Source organism: Flavobacterium sp. 5 (assembly GCF_002813295.1).
Lineage (GTDB): Bacteria > Bacteroidota > Bacteroidia > Flavobacteriales > Flavobacteriaceae > Flavobacterium.
This window is the reverse complement of the sequence record NZ_PHUE01000001.1, coordinates 3,160,377-3,178,231: the sequence shown is the minus strand read 5'-3', so window position 1 is coordinate 3,178,231 and position 17,855 is coordinate 3,160,377. Positions and strand designations below refer to the sequence as shown.

The following is a 17,855-nucleotide window of genomic DNA, read 5'->3' as shown; positions in this document are numbered from 1 at the left end:
GTTACTATACTGAGATAACACATATCCTAAATAGCAACACATGAAATACTTCTTATTATTATTATTTTTCTTTCAAACACTACTCTATCCTCAAAAAAGAGTGTCAATAGACAGCGTTGCATATTACTCAAAATTAGCTGCAGAAAATGTAAAAGAAAATAACTATAAAGATGTTTTATCATATACTCAGAAATCAATAAATTATTGTAAAAAGAACAATAAAATTGAAGACGAAGCCAATCAAACTTTCAACTTAGGCAAAATATACTTTGATCTAAAACTTCACAATGACGCTCTTGAAATTTTCAACAAAAGCATTGTAATATTCAATAGTATTTCTAGAAAACCTAATAACAAAGTGGCCAACGCATACTATTACATCGGTTTGGTTTATATTGAAAAAAAGAAATATGATCTTGCTGAAACTTCTATTCTCAAAGCCGAAAAAATTAAAGAAAATTTAAACATTAAAAAAGATGTTGATTTAATTAATCTGCAAAAAGGAATACTTTCCAAAAAAAAGGGCAATGATAAATTAGCATCAGCTTTTTTTACGATCATTGCCGCGAAACCAGAAAATACTGTTTTAGCAAACACAAAAGCAGAAGCACTATACCAAATAGGAACTATTGAAGCCAAAAACAAACGATATAACTTGGCTTTAATCTACTTCAATAAAGCACTGGAATTAAATAGAAAAGGTAAAGATCTTAATCAAAAGTCAAGCATTTTATTAGCCCTAAGTACAGTATACGACAAACTATTAGACAAGACTTCTGCTTACACTTATTTAAAACAACATCTGAATTTAAAAGAAAGTATTGTTCTTGCAAATGATGAAAAGCTAGGTGTCAACGATTACGAAGCATTTAAAGAATCGCAACGAATTCAAGAAGATTTACTAAAGGCAAAAGAAAACAAAGAGCAAGAAAAAAATGACAAGTTCTCTAAGCTAATTAGCATATTAGCTATTGCTATTATTTCCATCCTCTCCCTATTAAGTTTATCTCTTTACAAAAACAATATTATACGTAATCAATCAAATTTATTATTAAAAGAAAAAAACAATGAATTGATTGCTGCCAAAAATAAAGCCGAAGAGGCTTCAAAAGCAAGGTCAGAATTTTTATCAACAGTAAGTCACGAGCTTCGAACACCGCTAAATGCAATTAACGGAATAACTCATTTACTTTTAGAAGAAAATCCAAAAAAAACACAAATGCACTACCTGTCTTCATTGAAGTTCTCCGGTAATTATTTGACTAATTTTATCAATGACATATTAGAAATAAACAAGATAGATTCCAACAAGATGGAAATTGAATATATTTCTTTTAATCTTAAACAATTATTAAGTGATATTCAAAATTCCCTTAAAGAAATTGCTACCATAAATAATAACAGATTTATTCTAAAAATTGATCCGAATGTTCCGGAAAATTTAATTGGTGATCCAACAAAATTATCTCAAATTTTCATGAACCTAATCAATAACGCACTTAAGTTTACCAACAATGGTACTGTTAGCGTTATAGCACGTTTAAGAAACAGTACCAACGAAAATGCTACAGTCTATTTCCAAATTATTGACACTGGAATTGGAATTCCAGAAGAAAAATTAGAAACAGTTTTCGAGAGTTTTTCTCAGGGATCAGTTGAAATCAATAGAAAATTCGGTGGTACTGGTTTAGGATTAACCATTGTAAAAAAACTCGTTCGAATGTTAGGCGGGCGCATTAGATTAAAAAGCACTGTTGGTGAAGGCTCTACTTTTTCATTCGAATTGAATTTTAAAGCAGACACAAAACCAGTTCAAATCAAATCAAAAGATAAAAATTACAATCCAGAAATATTCAAAGACAAAAAAATATTATTAGTTGAAGACAACAAAATCAACCAAATGATTACCAAAAAAATGCTTTCAAGAAAAGAAATGATATGCACTATTTTGGACAATGGTGAAGAAGCAATTCAAATTTTAAAAAATAATACTTATGATTTAGTTTTAATGGATGTACATCTATTAGGCATAAATGGAACTATTGCTACTCAACAAATTAGAGAGTTTGATATTACAACTCCTATTATTGCACTTACAGCTATTTCATTAAATGAAAACAGAGAAATGTTGATCTCTTATGGTATGACAGATGTAATTACAAAACCTTTTATTCCAGAAGATTTCTACACAACAATTGCACAAAATTTTAGCAATTCTTAATTCCTTATAATAAGTTCTTTAATAAGCATTCGTAAATTAGGTTCAGCACTTTTTGCAGCTTGTAAAACCTCATCATGTGAAACGGTAAGGATACTTTCCTCATCACCCATATCGGTAATAATGGAAACGCCAAAGGTTTCCAACTCCATATGACGAGCAACAATAACCTCCGGAACAGTAGACATTCCCACACAATCAGCTCCCAAAATTTTGACCATTTTGTATTCTGCCAAGGTTTCAAAAGTTGGCCCTTGCAGACCTAAATAAATGCCATCGTGAATTTCTATATTAAATTCTTGTGCAATGAGTTTAGCTTTAGCAATCATTTCTACCGAATAAGGCTGGCTCATATTTACAAATCTTGGACCAAAGCGCTCGTCGTTCTTTCCTCTTAAAGGATGTTCTGGCATAAAATTAATATGATCTTTAATAATTACAATAGAGCCCACTTTGTAATTTGGATTCACACCTCCTGAAGCATTTGAAACTATTAATTTTTCAATTCCCAAATATTTCAACACCCTAACTGGAAAAGTTACCTCTTTCATGGAATATCCTTCATAAAAATGAAAGCGACCTTGCATAGCAACAACTTTTTTATTCCCGATAGTCCCAAAAACCAATGCTCCTTTATGTCCTTCGACTGTCGAAACAGGAAAATTAGGAATTTCTTCATAAGGCAATACATATTCAATTTCAATTTCCTCAGTAAAGCCTCCCAATCCTGATCCTAAAATTATACCATACTCCGGGTCAAAATTTATTTTGCCTTTAATGTAATTAACTGTTTCTTGTACTGTGTCCCACATAATTCAAAATTTTTTTATTAAAATCATCACTACCTGAAAGAAAAGAACTTTTTATTGGTAAATAATAAAGCTGTTCACTTAAAATACTTCCTTTTAATCGAACATAATCTTTTTCGGTTGTTACGATAATTCCACCATTTGCTTTTTTCTTAATTTCCTGTAATTCACTTTCGTTAAAATGATGATGATCTGGAAAAGTTAAGCATTCGTCATTATCATGTTTCAAATAGGCAAAAAATGATTCAGGCTTTGCAATACCAGCTAAAAGCAATTTATCCATTGATTTAATATCATTTGCTTGTATCGTTTTTTTATTTGAATAAACTACCTCATCATACTCAATAAAAGTAAAAAACAAACTTTGATTAGGAGAAAGATTTAATTCCTTTTTAATAGCATTTTGAGCATCCAAAGATAGACTAGGCGGGCATTTTGTAACAATTACAATATCAGCTCTTTGTACACCGCTTCGACTTTCACGTAAATTTCCTGTAGGCAATATGAAATCATTACAATACAAATCATCATATGAAGTAAGCATAATATAAAAACCTGCTTTTACTTTTCGATGTTGAAAGGCATCATCCAATAAAATAATTTCTGGTTTAATTGAGCCAGAAAGCAACTGTTCAATACCATTCTTTCGATTTGCATCAACTGCAACCTGAATATTTTTAAATTTTTGATAAAACTGAAAGGGTTCGTCTCCCAATTGTACTGCATCCGAATTTTCATTAGCCAAAACAAAACCTTCAGATTGCCTCTTATAACCTCTACTCAAAGTAGCAACCTTATATTGACCAGAAAGTAATCGAATTAAATATTCAATTTGCGGTGTTTTTCCTGTTCCCCCTACGCTAAGATTTCCCACAGCAATTACAGGCAAATCAAAAGAATATGATTTTAAAAACCCTTTATCAAAAAGAAAATTCCGAATACCCGTGATAAAGCCATACAAAACAGCAAACGGAAACAATATTTTTCGAAGTAAATTCATTTTACGAAAGTAAACATTTTATGATAAAAGCGAAAGCAATCCCAAACCTAAAAAAGGTCAAAACAATTAAATAGGCAACAGTAATACCTCTCAAATCTCAAAAAAATTATCTCATTTTATTTTATCGCAAAAATTACAACTTGACATTAGCTCAACCAAAATTAAGATAAATTTCTCGTATTCATATTTAATAAAAAAAGGTAGGTGTAATTATGATAACTTTAAATTAACATAGCGTTTTTTATCTTATTCAGAAATCTATTTACCAACAATGAAATTTCTACAAAAAACCATAACTACTTCATTTTTAATGCTATTTTTGTTAAAAATCTTGTTCAACAACATGATTTTACACAAAAAAATAACATAATTGATATTATTAAGCACGACAAAAAACTTCAAATTTGTTTAACCTACAATTCTCTAATTATGAAAAAAAACTACATTATTGTTTTAATCTTATTACTGTTTACCGGAACAATCGAAGCTCAAAAAGATAAAATAAAAGAAGCTGAAAAAGAAATGAGCAGTGGAAATCTACAAGGCGCAATAACTATCCTTAAAAGTATTGAATATCAAATTTATAATTCCAATAACGAAGAAAGAGCACAATATTATTTTATTAAGGGAAATGCTTTATTAGGATTAGCTGATAAAAAAATAGGTGAAGGTGAAAACTTAGTTTTGGCCGTAAGATCATACAAAGAAACAATCAAAATTGAATCTGAATCCGGAAAAAGAAGATATTCCGGTCAGATTCAGAGTTCTTATAAAAGTATTAAAGAGAGATTGGAAAAAATAGCTGATAATGACTCCAAAGAGAAAAAATTCATTGACAGTGCCAATGAACGCTATGAAGCTTATTTACTGGATCAAAAAGATACTATTAATCTATATAATGCTGCATCTGCGTTTGTAAATGGAAAAGATTTCACAACAGCTCTTAAACATTACGAAACACTTAAAGCTATTAATTATTCCGGAATTGGCACTAATTATTTTGCAATAAACAGAACAACCAAAACGGAAAATAATTTTGCAACAAATTATGACAGGGAACTTTCTATTCAAGCTGGAACACATGAAAAACCCAGAACTGAAAAAAGACAATCCAAAAGAGGTGAAATTTATAAAAATATGGCCCTTCTTTATGCTCAGAATGGAGATCGGGAAAAAGCTAAAAAAGTAATTTCAGATGCGCGAATAAAAAATCCTGAAGACATTTCTTTGGTATTGACAGAAGCTGATTTATTTTTGGAATCCAAAGACTATGAATCTTATAAAAAAACAATAGCTCCGATTTTAAAAACTAATCCAAATGATGTCAATGTAATTTATAATTTGGGAGTTCTTAGTGCAAAAGCAAAAAACATTACTGAAGCTGAAAATTTTTATTTGAAAGCCGTTACAATTGATCCTAAATACATAAATGCCTATATAAATTTATCAGTTTTAAAATTGGAAGAAGTAGCCACGATAAATGAAGACATGGATAAATTAGGAACTTCTCCAGTAGAAATGAAAAAATATGACATTTTAAAAGTAAAAAGAGATGATATGTATAAAAGCACAATTCCTTATCTTCAAAAAGCAAATGAAATGAATCCTCAAGACGAAGAGATATCTAAAAGCCTTTTAAGTGTTTACAATGCTTTGGAGATGACTGCTGAATACAAAGAATTAAAAGCAAAATCATATTAATATTCTAACTACACCAGCCTATAATTCATCGTGTTTTTGATTTCTCAGATACTTTCTTGATTGATAAATATCTTGTTTATTTATGAGATATAAATAACTATACCTTTTGATGCTATAATTATACTTAACCACTTAATAAAAAAAGCCATATAAAATAGCAAATGAAATAATAATTTTTCGATATAAATTTATATTTCGAATGTATAATATTTTATCTTTGGACGGAAATTTTAAAAACATCGTAACACTAACAATACAAAATACTAACAACTGATTATATTGTTAATTTTACAGCGTACAGACTAATAAAATACCCAAAAAAAGATTAAAAAAGATGAGTACGATAAAAGAAATCCTTTCTGTCCTTGAAGAAATGGCACCATTGGCTTATGCCGAAGATTTTGACAATGTAGGATTAATAATTGGTAACGAAAACACAAAAGCGACTGGCATTTTAGTTTGTCATGATGCTTTAGAAAATGTGATTGATGAAGCCATTGCAAAAAAATGCAATTTGGTTGTTTGCTTCCATCCTATTTTATTTTCTGCAATAAAAAAAATAACAGGTAAAAACTATGTAGAACGTGCTCTTCTTAAAGCTATAAAAAATGACATCGCCATATATGCCGTTCATACCGCACTTGACAATCATCCAGAAGGAGTAAATAAAATATTTTGTGACACTTTGGGGCTAATAAATACCAAAATTTTAATACCTAAACAAAATCACATCCGAAAATTAGTCACCTACACGATTCGAGACAATGCAGAGAAAGTCCGAAATGCTTTGTTTGATGCAGGAGCAGGAAGCATTGGGAATTATGACAAATGCAGTTTCAACTCAGAAGGTACTTTTACCTACCAAGGTAACGAAAAAAGTGAGCCAACTGTTGGAGAAAGAGGTGTTATGTCTAGGGGTACAGAAACCAAAATCGAAGTAGTTTATGCTAAACATCTCGAGGCTGGAATCATAAAAGCACTTAGAGAAAATCATATTTACGAAGAAGTGGCTACCGAAATCTACAATATGAAAAATACATTTAATCATATTGGCCTGGGAATGATTGGTGAATTAGAAGAAGAAATGGATGAAAAAGACTTTTTACTCTACGCAAAAGACAAAATGAAATCCGATGGAATTCGTCATTCAGCTTTTACAGGAAAAAAAATAAAAAAAATTGCTGTTTTGGGAGGTGCTGGTAGTTTTGCAATAAAAAATGCAATTCAGGCTGGTGCCGATGCTTTTTTGACAGCCGATTTAAAATATCATCAATATTATGAGGCCGAAAATCAGCTTTTATTAGCCGATATTGGACATTTTGAAAGTGAACGCTATACAAAAGAGTATATTGTTGATTATCTTAGAAAAAAAATCCTTAATTTTGCAATCATTTTATCGGAAGAAAATACAAATCCAGTTAAGTACTTATAGAATATGGCGAATACGAAAGAATTAAGTGTTGAGGACAAGTTAAGAGCAATATACGATTTACAACTTATTGACTCTAGAATTGACGAAATCAGAAACGTGAGAGGTGAACTACCTTTAGAAGTAGAAGATTTAGAAGATGAAGTTGCTGGTTTAAGCACTCGTTCAGAGAAATTGAAAAGCGAACTCGAAGTTATCGAAAACCTTATCAAAGAAAAAAAGAATGCAATTGATGAGCACAAAGAGGCTGTAAAAAAATACACTAAACAACAAGAAAGTGTTCGTAACAACCGTGAATTCAATTCATTGACTAAAGAAGTTGAATTTCAAGAATTAGAAATTCAATTAGCTGAAAAGCAAATCAAAGAAATGAAAGCTTCTATTGAACACAAAAAAGAAGTAATCAATTCTTCTAAAGAAAAGTTAGATTCTAAATCATCGCATTTAAAACATAAAAAATCAGAATTGGATGCTATCATGTCTGAAACTCAAAAAGAAGAAATCTTCTTAAGTGAGAAATCAGCAGAATTTGAAGCATTAATTGAAGACCGTTTATTGGTAGCTTACAAAAGAATCAGAAGCAGCGTTCGTAACGGACTAGCAGTTGTTTCTATCGAAAGAGGAGCATCAGCAGGATCATTCTTTACAATTCCACCACAAACACAAGTTGAAATTGCTGCCAGAAAGAAAATCTTAATTGATGAGCACTCTGGAAGAATTTTAGTCGACAGTGTACTGGCTGAAGAAGAAAGAGAGAAAATGGATCAATTATTTTCTAAGTTCTAAAAAAACAACTAAGCCTCGAATTTCGAGGCTTTTTTATATCACACTATTTTGAGTCTAAAAAAAAGCATTCGTTTTATAGTTGTCAAATCCGTTGGTCAATACATCAACATACTACGTATTGTCCACCCTAAAAAAGCATTGCATCTCTCCTATACTCTTTTTAGTCATCCAAGAGTAGGACGACTTTCCAAAGACAACCTCCCAACTGTATTACAAGACACTCACAAAGAAACGTTTCAACACAACGAACACCAATTTCAAACCTACACTTGGAAAGGTAACGATACCAAAATCCTTTTGGTTCATGGATGGGAAAGCAATTCGGCACGCTGGGAAAAAATATTACCATACCTACAACAGTCAGGAAGTACTATTATTGCAATCGATGCACCGGCTCACGGACAAACCAGCGGTATAGAATTTAACGTTCCCCGCTATGCTGATTTCATCAACAAAGCAGTTAAAGAACTTAAACCAAACATCATTATTGGTCACTCCATTGGAGGTTCAGCTTGTCTCTACCATCAATATTTGTATCCTGAAACCAGCATTCAAAAAATGGTCATTCTCGGCGCTCCTTCCGATTTAAAAACTCTTCTAGACAATTATATTAAAATGTTGAGTATAAATAGTAAAATGTATCCTGTTTTAGAAAAACATTATTTAAAAAATTTCAATACTAAACTCGACAATTTCTCAGCTGCTATATTTGCGAAGCAAATCAAAATAGAAGGAATTATTGCTCACGATACCAACGACACAGTAGTAGCATTTGAAGAAGGAAAAAAAATTGCTCACAATTGGGAAAAAGGTCATTTTATAACCACCAATAATTTAGGCCATTCCATGCACGATGATACCTTATATAAAGAAATATATCATTTTTTATTTGAAGCAAAAAAATAGGCCACTTTGTTATCATGGGTTTCAGCCATCCATTATATCTTTTTTCTATAAAAAATAGAAAAAAGGATGCCATTTCGATAAGGACTAAAGAGATAGACAGAGCATTTTTTTGGAAAGAAAAGCCCAAAATCTAACAAACAAAATCATTACTTTTGCAGTATGGAAGAAAATCTAAAACGCCTTAATAAATTCATCGGAGAAACAGGCTATTGCTCCCGTCGCGAAGCCGATAAAATTATCGAAGAAGGCCGGGTAACAATCAATGGAGTTGTACCAGAGCTGGGAACCAAAGTTTCCCCAGATGACGAAGTGCGAATAGACGGAAAACTAATTAGAGAAAAAAACGAAAAACCAGTTTACCTTGCATTCTACAAACCAGTAGGAATAGAATGTACCACAAATCTTGACGTTCACGATAATATTGTAGATTATATCAATTATCCAAAACGTATTTTCCCAATTGGACGTTTGGACAAAGCTAGTGAGGGATTAATTTTCATGACTAATGACGGTGATATTGTAAATAAAATATTACGCGCCCGAAACAATCACGAAAAAGAATATACCGTTACCGTAAATAGACCCATTACTGATCGTTTTATAGAACGAATGGGAAATGGAGTACCTATTTTGGATACTGTTACTCGTAAATGCAAAGTAGAGCAAATCAGTAAAAATATTTTCAAAATCATTTTGACTCAAGGTCTTAATCGCCAAATTCGTAGAATGTGTGAATATTTAGGCTACGAAGTTACTGCCTTGAAACGCATCCGGATAATCAATATTTCTTTAGATGTACCTGTAGGTCGATATCGAGATTTGACCGATGCCGAGATTAAAGAATTAAATCAATTGATAGAGCCTTCTAGTAAAACAGAAGAAGCTAGTTTACCAAAACAAGAAGTTCCCAGACGCAAAACTGAATTCATTAAAAGAGATGATCCCCGCTTTAAAAAAAGAGGAGATTATTAATTTTTATAACAAAAAAAGACCAAGATAATCTTGGTCTTTTTTTGTATTTATTCTTTTATATTGCTTTTTACTAAAAATTGCTTTATTACATTATTTCAATGTAAAACTAGACTCATCAACTAACTCTTCTCCATCAAAAATATTAACAAAATAAGTACCCTTTGCAAAATTCTTACCTGTTAAATTTTCCGTAACTCTCATCATTTTCTTTTCATAACTCACATTAGAAGCCAAACTATATTGTAATGATTTATATTGATGCGTTTCCATATTATTATCTCCTATGACCGTGTTTTCGCTATTCATCACTTGAATATAATAAATTTTAGCAATAGGTTTAGCGATTTCATTCTTATCTATTACAAAACTAATATTAATACCTTCTACTTTACTTGCTTTATCAGTTATTGTAACTTCACCAGAATTTCGCAACTTATAAGTCACTATCGTAGTACCCGAAACTACTAATTTTGAAAATTTTTCGACTGTATTTTCTAAATCGCGTTTTAAATCATCATTGTGCTTTTCAGAGTCTTGCAAAACTACTTTAGTACTATCACGTTGTACTGAGATCAATACATTTTTTCTTTCAAGTACTGCATTTTCAATTGTCAAAATTTTTAATTTTACTTTCAAAGACTTTACTTCTTTCTTGTATTTCATCAAATCGTATTGATTCCCATTAAATATAACTAAATCAGATATTAATTTAACAACCTTATCTCTTTCTTGAATTAACTCAAGTGACATCGTTTTATTTTCCAAAATAATATCATCATAATTATTTTTCAGGTCATTGAGTTCTCGCAAAATTGATTCTTTTTCGAGCTCATTTTTCTTTGCATCTGGTTTAATCGACTCTGTTATATTACTCATTCCGCTAGAATAGTACAAAATTCCAGATGATAAAAGAGCTAAAAAACAAAACGAAACCATAATGACATTTAGTGTCAGTGATTTTTTTTGATTTTCCAATTTGCTGATTTTTAGGAGATTTTTGGTATTTAAATTTTATTTTCTTCAACACAAAAATAACCATTTTTAACATAATTAACATAAAAATGTCACGAAACAAAGATTTAATGCTATAAAAAATAATCAATATTCAAATATCAATGAATAATTCACAAAAAAAACCTCAAACTTACGTTTGAGGTTTTTTTGTGAATTGTGACAAAATTTATTTTTGCATTCTCATCTCTCTTGCTAAAAGTGTGTTTTTTAACAACATTGCAATGGTCATTGGACCAACTCCACCAGGAACCGGGGTGATAAAAGATGCTTTTTTACTTACACCATCAAAATCAACATCTCCAGTAATCTTGTATCCTTTTGGATTAGATGTATCATCAACACGAGTAATACCAACATCAATTACTACCACTCCATCTTTTACCATATCGGCTTTCAAAAATTCAGGAACACCTAAAGCAGTTATAATAATATCAGCATTTCTTGTAAATTCCTCTAGGTTTTTAGTACGACTATGCGTTAAGGTCACAGTTGAATCCCCTGGATTCCCTTTACGGCTCATTAAAATACTCATTGGTCTTCCCACGATGTGGCTACGTCCAATAACTACAGTATGTTTCCCTGCTGTTTCTACTTTATAGCGTTCCAATAATTCCATTATTCCAAATGGAGTTGCTGGTAAAAAAGTTTCCATATCCAAAGCCATTTTTCCAAAATTTGCAGGATGAAATCCATCTACATCTTTATCGGGATCAATAGCCATCAATATTTTTTGTTCGTCAATATGTTTTGGCAAAGGCAATTGAACGATATAACCATCTAAATTATCATCTTCGTTTAACTCCTTTATTTTTGTTAATAAATCTGATTCTGTAATTGTTTCTGGCAAAGCTACTAAGGTGGATTCAAAACCAATTTGCTGACAAGATTTTACTTTACTTCCAACGTATGTCAAACTAGCTCCGTTGTTACCAACGATAACTGCAGCTAAATGAGGAACTTTCTGTCCATCATCTTTCATCTTTTGTACTACGGCAGCAATTTCGCTTTTAATATCTTCTGATGTTTTTTTTCCGTCTAGTATTTGCATTTTTTCAAAAGTTTAAAGTTTCATATTTAAAAAAGGTGAAACTCAAATTATATAATTATTCTTTACTTAATTTAAAAAATTTAAGGTCTAAAATTTCTACTTGAAACTTTAAACCTTAAACATTCTTATCTCATTCCTGGCATACCTCCAGGCATTCCGCCTTTCATACCACCCATCATTTTCATTAGGTTTTTTCCACCCGGACCTTGCATCATCTTCATCATCTTGCTCATTTGCTCAAACTGCTTCATCAATTGATTCACTTGTTCAACTTTTGTCCCAGATCCTTTAGCAATTCTTGCTTTTCTCTTTACATCAATTATGGCAGGCTTACTTCTTTCAATTGGAGTCATTGAATGAATAATAGCTTCAATATGCTTGAAAGCATCGTCTTCAATCTCAATATCTTTCATGGCTTTTGAAGCACCTGGTATCATTCCAACCAAGTCTTTCATATTACCCATTTTCTTTACTTGCTGAATTTGTGACAAGAAATCATCAAAACCAAATTCATTTTTAGCAATTTTCTTTTGGATTTTTCTTGCTTCGTCTTCATCATATTGCTCTTGTGCTCTTTCTACCAAAGACACAACATCTCCCATACCTAGGATACGCTCAGCCATACGATTTGGATAGAAAACATCAATCGCATCCATTTTTTCACCAGTACCAACAAACTTAATCGGTTTGTTGACTACAGATTTAATAGAAATTGCAGCTCCACCACGAGTATCACCATCTAATTTGGTTAAAATAACCCCATCAAAATTCAAAATATCGTTGAATGCTTTTGCAGTATTTACAGCATCCTGACCTGTCATAGCATCTACAACAAATAAAGTTTCTTGTGGTTGAATCGCTTGATGCACTTTCGCAATTTCATCCATCATTTCTTTATCAACAGCCAAACGACCTGCTGTATCGACAATTACAACATTGAATCCGTTTGCTTTTGCGTGTTTGATTGCGTTTTGTGCAATCTCAACTGGATTTTTATTTTCAGGCTCAGAGTAAACCTCAACTCCTATCGAATCACCAACAACATACAATTGTTGAATTGCCGCTGGACGGTAAATATCACAAGCTACCAAAAGGGGTTTTTTATTCTTTTTTGTTTGAAGAAAATTGGCCAATTTACCAGAGAAAGTTGTTTTTCCTGACCCTTGTAAACCTGACATCAATATTATCGATGGATTTCCAGAAAGATTAACTCCTGCAACATCGCCGCCCATTAATTCAGTAAGCTCATCTTTGACTAACTTTACCAATAATTGTCCTGGCTGTAATGTAGTTAACACATCCTGACCAATTGCTTTTTCTTTTACTTTGGTTGTAAAATCTTTAGCAATTTTAAAATTGACATCGGCATCTAGTAACGCACGACGAACTTCTTTCAAAGTTTCAGCTACGTTTACCTCAGTGATTTTTCCGTGTCCTTTTAATATATGAAAGGCTTTGTCTAGTTTATCGCTTAAATTATCGAACATAATTGTATTTCTCTTTTATTAAGGCGCAAATTTAATGATTTGATATTGAAGTTTAAATAGTATTAGAAATAAAAAATCAATTGTTTTTAAAATAAAATGTAAAAATTCTAAATAAAACTCTATTTCAATGAAAAACCTCTTAATTTAGAACAAAATCGACTTTTCAAATTACTAAATACTTTACCAAATCATCAATTTCAAGTTGACGCAATTATATATGAAAAAAGGTTGCCTTTTACGACAACCTCCCTTCTTCAAAAAAAACCTAACTAACTACTATATTGTATACTTACTTATTATATTAATTCATTCAAAGCTCTATTTATTAGAACGTTGTTGTACTATTAGCTTGATAAGCAAAATTGAATGTAAAATATCTTGATTCAGAAGTCGCTTCTGGAGTTGCTGGAGCATCCTTATAATAACTTAAGATTTCGAATTTCGCATATTTACCATCGTGTGTTTTTACAACAAATATTTTTCCAGCTTTAGACGAAATAATATGAGTCACACCATCATAATTATACCATACATTATCTCCTGAAAAAGCATAGATTGTAGCTGCATCTTGAGTAAATGTTGTTGCTAAAGGAAAAGTAGTTACACTAGCAAATGCACCAGAAACAGCACTTACTGCTCCACTTCCTGTTCTTGCTGGCTCGTCTGCGTCGTCTGCACTGACTTTGACTCCTCCATTTACAATAATTGTCGTTCCACGGAAAGCAATATCCCAATTATCATTGGTTACGATTTTATTTTCTGAAAAACTAAATTTTATAAATTCGCCACCAACTGGAGTACCTGATTGTCCACCACCTGTTTGTGGCGCATAAAGATTAGAAAATTTTTGAGTAACAACTGCTGGAATTACTTCCTCATTTTTATCATCATCATTGCTACAAGATGCTGTAAAAAGAACTAATGCTAAAATTGAGATTTTTAAAAAATTTGTTTTCATTGTAAAAGTGTTTAAATAATTGGTTATTAAAAATTATATTGAATTCGTGCAAAAAGTTGTCTTCCTGAAAGATTTGGAATTTGACTTGGGTCTGTATAATCAAGTAAATTATTAGCTCCAACTTGAAAAACTAATTTATCCGTAATATCTTTTGAAGCTGCTAAATTTGTAATAAAATAATCACTTACAAACGTGTCGTATTTATCTAGAATTTGATTTCCATTGGTGTCATAAAGTCCGTACTTGCTTCGGTACAAAACACGTAAGTTAATGTCCGTTTTTATTTTTGGAATGGTGCATGCGAATTTTAAATTGGCAGTATGTTTTGAGCGATTATACAATCCGAAATAATCCGATTTATTAATTTTAATCGTTTGAAGTTCTGCATTTCGTATGTATTGATAATCCTCAAAATTGTCAACAACCGATTTGTCTTTGGCTTCTAAATATTGATACCCTAATGAAACCGTAAATTCTTTGGTAAAATTATAAACCGTATTAAACTCAACACCATAAGTAAAAACTTCGCCTGTATTAAAGTAACTAAAAACATTCTGGCTATTCGTTTTTTGAGCAACTACTCGTGTATCAATCAAATTAGCAATTGAATTATAAAAAGTATTTATATCTAATTTGAACTTATTTTTTTTATAAAAAGTTCCAAGATTAAAATTCACAGCACTTTCAGCATCCAATGGATCTTCAAAACTTATTCCTGGTATTCGTTTTAAAATTTGACCTTCTGCTTCTAATGCATTTAAACCATTTTCGGCAACATTATAACCTAAAACCGTATATCCAACCGACGGATTGCTAAAGTCAAAATACAACTGACGGAAATCTGGAGCCTTATAACCATAACCAACTGATCCCTTTAAAGAAAAATTCCCATTTATTTTATAATTAACTGCTAATTTTGGACTTAACTGCGATGTGTATTCACTGTGATTATCAAATCTGAATCCAGCTAGAATATTCCATTTTTCAGTTGGATTACAATCATATTGAATAAAAATATAGTGAGAATTAAAACTTACATTAGTCTCAAAATAGGTTCTATCCAAGGTTTCATAATTCAATCCTATTCCAGCTGTTAACTTGTCATTATTTATAGACAAAGTCGTTCTTACTTCTGGTCTAAAAAGCCATTGATTGTAATAGGTTTTATCATAAAGCAAATTATTTTCATCATTTAAAAATGAATCGTTTTTATAATTGGTTGCATAAAATTCATATTCAAAATATAATTTAGAATTCCACTTATGTTCCAATTTAATTTGCGAATTCCATTCGTTCTCTTTTGCATTCCCATTATAATTTTCAGAACTAATTATTGCTACATTATCCATCTTCTGATTGTAGAAACGATTGCTTACAATTAGTTTTAGATTTTCTGAGAAATCATAATATAATTTGGGCTGAATTGTGTAATTATAAAATTGCTCGACATTTTTCAGAGCTGTTGTTTTGTCTAAATCATAGCCATCTGAGGAATAAAAATTAGTAAATAAATTAGCTGAAAATTTCTTCTTTTTCCAAAGAATATTAGCGTTAATGTCATTAGTATTAAAGGTTGCATATCTATATGAAAGATTTCCTGAAAACATATCTTTTTTAGGCTTTTTTGTAATTACATTAATCACGCCACCCATTGCTTCTGAACCATATAAAGCGGAAGAAGCCCCTTTTACAATCTCAATTCTTTCTATATTTCCAACAGATACTCTTGATAAATCTAAAACTCCTGAACTTCTACCTACAAGAGGAAGACCATCAATTAAAATCATTGTATAAGCTGCATCTAAGCCTTGCATTTGCACGCCCTCAAACCCACTTTCATCAGGAATTAAAATAATTCCTGTTTGTTCGTTTAAAATTTCGTTTAACCTTGTAACACCAGTTTTTGCAATTGTTTCAGAGGTAATAATTGTCATTGGCAATGGCAATGAAGAAAGTACTCTTTCGGTTCTTGTCCCGGTAACAACCATAACTTCTAACAACTCATTCTGCTGGATGCTATCTTTTTCAATTTTTTGAGCAAAAGAAATTTGACAAAAAAAGAAGGCAATAAAAAGAGTAATTCTATAGTTCATTATTTTTATTTAGTCTTAATAATCTATTGCAAATATATAGTTATTTTTATTTATTCTAAATAAAATTAATATATTTGTCAAAATATTTTTTAAATAAAAACTTAATTATGATTACAAAAAAGACCTATTTATCTGCCTTAATGGCTATTACAACCCTAATTGGTTTTTGTCAAGAGTCAAAAAAAGAAGACCTCAAGGCAATTAAATCTATGTGTGGCTGTTATGAAGTAAAATTCAATTTTACTGAAACTTTTAAATATTCTAAGGATTCAGTTAACTACAAACCATCAGAAACAAAACATGATACGGGTTTGGAATGGATAGAATTAGTAGAAGACAAACCAAATAAACTAGTATTACAACATTTATTAATTGTTGGAACTGGCGAAAATGACATTGTAAAACACTGGAGACAGGATTGGCTTTATGAAAACACCAATTTATATTCCTTTTACAAAGACAACTCGTGGAAATTTAAAAATTTATCAGCTAAAGATGTAAAAGGACAGTGGACACAAAAAGTTTTTCAAGTAGATGATAGTCCTCGATATGAAGGTTCCTCAAGCTGGGTTCATTTAGACGGAAAAAATTATTGGCTGAACACAGCAGATGCACCATTGCCAAGAAGAGAACATACTAAAAGAAATGATTACAACGTTTTAAACAGAAGAAACATTCATGAAATTACAGCAACAGGCTGGAATCACGAACAAGACAATAAAAAAATAATCAGAGATACTGATGGAAAAGATACTTTATTAGCCGAAGAAAAAGGATTAGATATTTACACCAAAGTAGATAATAACAAATGCTTATTGGCTCAAAATTGGTGGAAAAACAACAAAGAACTTTGGGTGAAAGTAAGAAGTAAATGGGAGAAAGTATATGGCAGTAATAAAGATTTAGCCTTGCAGAATAAAGTAAATAAAAAATCGCTTTTCTCAGTGTTATACGATTTAAAACCAACGGCAACCCAGGCAGAAGTTGATGCTATCATTGATTCTTTTGTAATCAAATAATAAACACTTACAATTATGTGTAATCTAAAAGTATTAAACAGAACATCAAATGGAATCTTATTACATTGCCAGCACAGGGATATGTATCAATTACTGTTTAATAATCTGACCTTTGATTTGAGTAGTATTGAAATGACTAGTTTTTCTAATTATTTGGAACAAATTGACATTGATTACTGGGAAACCGAATACAAACATTCTATTTATGAAAAGAAAATTCCAATTCCTACTTTACAATCTAATTTTATCATTTTGCTAAACAGAAAGGAACTGGAAGAATTACGTTTTTTGGTAGATTGCACTAGTCAATATAAGATTCTAAAACCCATAGAGATTAATTACCAAATCATCTCCAATTGATTGATTTAGAAATAGCACATAAAAAAATCCGAACGTAATGATTCGGATTTTTTTT

The 17,855-nt window shown here is 31.0% G+C and carries 15 protein-coding genes; 8 read left to right on the top strand and 7 right to left on the bottom strand.

Annotation, left to right across the window (positions count from 1 at the left end; translation table 11 throughout):
- The first annotated feature begins 40 nt into the window (after positions 1-40).
- Positions 41-2,221 (top strand): ATP-binding protein, encoded by a 2,181-nt coding sequence (locus CLU82_RS13200; RefSeq protein WP_100843526.1) that lies wholly within the window; start codon positions 41-43, stop codon positions 2,219-2,221.
- On the opposite strand, the gene CLU82_RS13195 is transcribed toward CLU82_RS13200, so the two are convergent.
- A complete protein-coding gene (locus CLU82_RS13195; RefSeq protein ID WP_100843525.1) occupies positions 2,218-3,030 on the bottom strand; it encodes a purine-nucleoside phosphorylase in 813 nt (270 codons plus the stop codon). The genes CLU82_RS13200 and CLU82_RS13195 overlap by 4 nt on opposite strands.
- The gene (gene lpxK / locus CLU82_RS13190) at positions 3,002-4,027 is read right to left on the bottom strand and encodes a tetraacyldisaccharide 4'-kinase (RefSeq protein ID WP_100843524.1); all 1,026 of its coding nucleotides are present in this window, start codon (positions 4,025-4,027) and stop codon (positions 3,002-3,004) included. Before lpxK ends, CLU82_RS13195 begins: the two co-directional genes overlap by 29 nt.
- Before the next feature lie 429 nt (positions 4,028-4,456).
- Here lpxK and CLU82_RS13185 point away from each other — a divergent pair, with 429 nt between their 5' ends.
- From CLU82_RS13185 to rluF, 5 genes are all read left to right on the top strand, one after another.
- Positions 4,457-5,728 carry a tetratricopeptide repeat protein gene (locus CLU82_RS13185; protein ID WP_100843523.1) on the top strand — a complete coding sequence of 424 codons (1,272 nt, stop codon included), beginning with the start codon at positions 4,457-4,459 and terminating at the stop codon, positions 5,726-5,728.
- A 334-nt stretch (positions 5,729-6,062) separates the two neighbouring features.
- Positions 6,063-7,160: a Nif3-like dinuclear metal center hexameric protein gene (locus CLU82_RS13180; protein WP_100843522.1), complete on the top strand. Its 1,098-nt coding sequence runs from the start codon at positions 6,063-6,065 to the stop codon at positions 7,158-7,160.
- Positions 7,161-7,163: 3 nt separating this feature from the next.
- A complete protein-coding gene (locus CLU82_RS13175; protein WP_100843521.1) occupies positions 7,164-7,943 on the top strand; it encodes a zinc ribbon domain-containing protein in 780 nt (259 codons plus the stop codon).
- A 48-nt stretch (positions 7,944-7,991) separates the two neighbouring features.
- Positions 7,992-8,849, top strand: a complete 858-nt coding sequence (locus tag CLU82_RS13170; RefSeq protein WP_100843520.1) for an alpha/beta fold hydrolase — start codon at positions 7,992-7,994, stop codon at positions 8,847-8,849.
- A gap of 159 nt (positions 8,850-9,008) precedes the next feature.
- Entirely contained in the window at positions 9,009-9,821 is an 813-nt protein-coding gene (gene rluF / locus CLU82_RS13165) for a 23S rRNA pseudouridine(2604) synthase RluF (protein ID WP_100843519.1), read from the top strand.
- Between the two features lie 90 nt (positions 9,822-9,911).
- Here the strand turns inward: rluF and CLU82_RS13160 are convergent, their stop codons facing one another.
- The 5 genes from CLU82_RS13160 to CLU82_RS13140 form a co-directional block, all read right to left on the bottom strand.
- Complete coding sequence (locus tag CLU82_RS13160; protein ID WP_157813355.1) at positions 9,912-10,796, bottom strand: hypothetical protein; 885 nt, start codon at positions 10,794-10,796, stop codon at positions 9,912-9,914.
- A gap of 205 nt (positions 10,797-11,001) precedes the next feature.
- Positions 11,002-11,883: a bifunctional 5,10-methylenetetrahydrofolate dehydrogenase/5,10-methenyltetrahydrofolate cyclohydrolase gene (locus tag CLU82_RS13155; RefSeq protein WP_100843517.1), complete on the bottom strand. Its 882-nt coding sequence runs from the start codon at positions 11,881-11,883 to the stop codon at positions 11,002-11,004.
- Positions 11,884-12,008: 125 nt separating this feature from the next.
- A complete protein-coding gene (ffh, locus tag CLU82_RS13150) occupies positions 12,009-13,370 on the bottom strand; it encodes a signal recognition particle protein (RefSeq protein ID WP_100843516.1) in 1,362 nt (453 codons plus the stop codon).
- A 325-nt stretch (positions 13,371-13,695) separates the two neighbouring features.
- Positions 13,696-14,328 carry an HmuY family protein gene (locus tag CLU82_RS13145; protein ID WP_100843515.1) on the bottom strand — a complete coding sequence of 211 codons (633 nt, stop codon included), beginning with the start codon at positions 14,326-14,328 and terminating at the stop codon, positions 13,696-13,698.
- 26 nt (positions 14,329-14,354) lie between these two features.
- Positions 14,355-16,421 carry a TonB-dependent siderophore receptor gene (locus CLU82_RS13140; protein WP_100843514.1) on the bottom strand — a complete coding sequence of 689 codons (2,067 nt, stop codon included), beginning with the start codon at positions 16,419-16,421 and terminating at the stop codon, positions 14,355-14,357.
- A 107-nt stretch (positions 16,422-16,528) separates the two neighbouring features.
- Here CLU82_RS13140 and CLU82_RS13135 point away from each other — a divergent pair, with 107 nt between their 5' ends.
- Complete coding sequence (locus CLU82_RS13135; RefSeq protein ID WP_100843513.1) at positions 16,529-17,440, top strand: DUF6607 family protein; 912 nt, start codon at positions 16,529-16,531, stop codon at positions 17,438-17,440.
- A 15-nt stretch (positions 17,441-17,455) separates the two neighbouring features.
- Positions 17,456-17,800, top strand: coding sequence for a DUF6686 family protein (locus tag CLU82_RS13130; RefSeq protein WP_157813354.1), 345 nt, complete (start codon positions 17,456-17,458; stop codon positions 17,798-17,800).
- Positions 17,801-17,855: the final 55 nt, after the last annotated feature.

What these genes read in the sequence shown, in the direction of transcription:
- rluF (WP_100843519.1), top strand. Translation starts at nt 9,009, where the DNA reads ATGGAAGAAAATCTAAAACGCCTTAATAAATTCATCGGAGAAACAGGC.
- lpxK (WP_100843524.1), bottom strand. Translation starts at nt 4,027, where the DNA reads ATGAATTTACTTCGAAAAATATTGTTTCCGTTTGCTGTTTTGTATGGC.
- CLU82_RS13135 (WP_100843513.1), top strand. Translation starts at nt 16,529, where the DNA reads ATGATTACAAAAAAGACCTATTTATCTGCCTTAATGGCTATTACAACC.
- CLU82_RS13195 (WP_100843525.1), bottom strand. Translation starts at nt 3,030, where the DNA reads ATGTGGGACACAGTACAAGAAACAGTTAATTACATTAAAGGCAAAATA.
- CLU82_RS13175 (WP_100843521.1), top strand. Translation starts at nt 7,164, where the DNA reads ATGGCGAATACGAAAGAATTAAGTGTTGAGGACAAGTTAAGAGCAATA.
- CLU82_RS13180 (WP_100843522.1), top strand. Translation starts at nt 6,063, where the DNA reads ATGAGTACGATAAAAGAAATCCTTTCTGTCCTTGAAGAAATGGCACCA.
- CLU82_RS13145 (WP_100843515.1), bottom strand. Translation starts at nt 14,328, where the DNA reads ATGAAAACAAATTTTTTAAAAATCTCAATTTTAGCATTAGTTCTTTTT.
- CLU82_RS13185 (WP_100843523.1), top strand. Translation starts at nt 4,457, where the DNA reads ATGAAAAAAAACTACATTATTGTTTTAATCTTATTACTGTTTACCGGA.
- CLU82_RS13140 (WP_100843514.1), bottom strand. Translation starts at nt 16,421, where the DNA reads ATGAACTATAGAATTACTCTTTTTATTGCCTTCTTTTTTTGTCAAATT.
- CLU82_RS13155 (WP_100843517.1), bottom strand. Translation starts at nt 11,883, where the DNA reads ATGCAAATACTAGACGGAAAAAAAACATCAGAAGATATTAAAAGCGAA.
- CLU82_RS13130 (WP_157813354.1), top strand. Translation starts at nt 17,456, where the DNA reads ATGTGTAATCTAAAAGTATTAAACAGAACATCAAATGGAATCTTATTA.
- ffh (WP_100843516.1), bottom strand. Translation starts at nt 13,370, where the DNA reads ATGTTCGATAATTTAAGCGATAAACTAGACAAAGCCTTTCATATATTA.
- CLU82_RS13200 (WP_100843526.1), top strand. Translation starts at nt 41, where the DNA reads ATGAAATACTTCTTATTATTATTATTTTTCTTTCAAACACTACTCTAT.